We start from the raw sequence: 938 nt of genomic DNA, 5'->3' as shown, positions 1-938 counted from the left end.
GCAATCGAAGCGCCGGGCTGGGCACACTCTTGAATGACCTGTGCCTTGAAGGACTTGGAATAGGAACGGCGTGTTGGCTGCATGAAATACCCGCTTAAAAGGCTAGAACTGGTGTCCACTTAAATTTAAGTGCACACCATGTCTTGGCTTTGCGGGGCTGGGTAGATGACTTGGCCGGACGCATACTTTAAATCTGAGTTCTTGCAAACTGCACATCACTACGAGGAGTTGGGTGAGCACAAGCAACAATTCGCCGCTTTCTTCACTTATGTAGCAATAGGCCCAATTGAAGGCTTCTCCGTCCAAGAACTTCGCACGGCCACTGCGGCGCTGCCCGTCGATGGGCTGGAGGAGTCGGCACAGGCGCTCTCACAAGCCCTGGAAGGTGCTGCGGGTCAACGGGAGGAAAACTGGTCGAACCGTATACAGCCGTTCTGGGAGAGGATATGGCCAAAAAGTTTGGATCTGAAAACTGAGAGAATCGCAGATTCTCTCGCCCAGTTGGCATTGGCCGCCGGGAAAAAATTCCCTGAAGCATTGAAGGCCATTTTCGATTGGTTGATGCCATTGGAATTCTCTCATTCCGTGATCCAAAGCTTGGCGGACTCAGGTCATTGCAGTCTTTATCCAAAGGGCTCGCTAGCACTTCTTGAGGCTGTTACCGGGGAGCATCACGTCCTCCCTGAAGAGCTCCGACAATGCTTGAGTTCAATCGTGCAGTCAGAACCGGCGCTCAGGGACACCGCTCAATTCAGGAGGCTCGACGAGCTTTTACAGCGTATGGGAGGATAAACAGGGCCATCGATCTAGAGTAAGCGATCCACCAAGCACACCTACAATCAGGTACGGTTTCCGTTTACCGTGGCATTTCCGGTGAGCAGTTCCACGGTAACAACGCTTCGTAGTCTTCTGCCGTGGATGCATGCGGCAACCGCTCA

General features: G+C 52.9%; 1 protein-coding gene. It reads left to right on the top strand.

Features of this window, described 5'->3' with window-relative positions:
- The first annotated feature begins 165 nt into the window (after window positions 1-165).
- On the top strand, window positions 166-792 hold the full coding sequence (locus AACY52_RS28555; RefSeq protein WP_339561101.1) for a hypothetical protein: 627 nt from the start codon (window positions 166-168) through the stop codon (window positions 790-792).
- Window positions 793-938: the final 146 nt, after the last annotated feature.

The organism is Pseudomonas sp. EA_65y_Pfl1_P113, from assembly GCF_963970525.1.
GTDB lineage: Bacteria > Pseudomonadota > Gammaproteobacteria > Pseudomonadales > Pseudomonadaceae > Aquipseudomonas > Aquipseudomonas tritici.
Note: the sequence above shows the minus strand (reverse complement) of the source record. Positions and strands in the feature narration are given on the sequence as shown.

Bases quoted from the DNA above. Each gene is read 5' to 3' on its own strand.
- AACY52_RS28555 (WP_339561101.1), top strand. From the start codon at position 166: ATGACTTGGCCGGACGCATACTTTAAATCTGAGTTCTTGCAAACTGCA.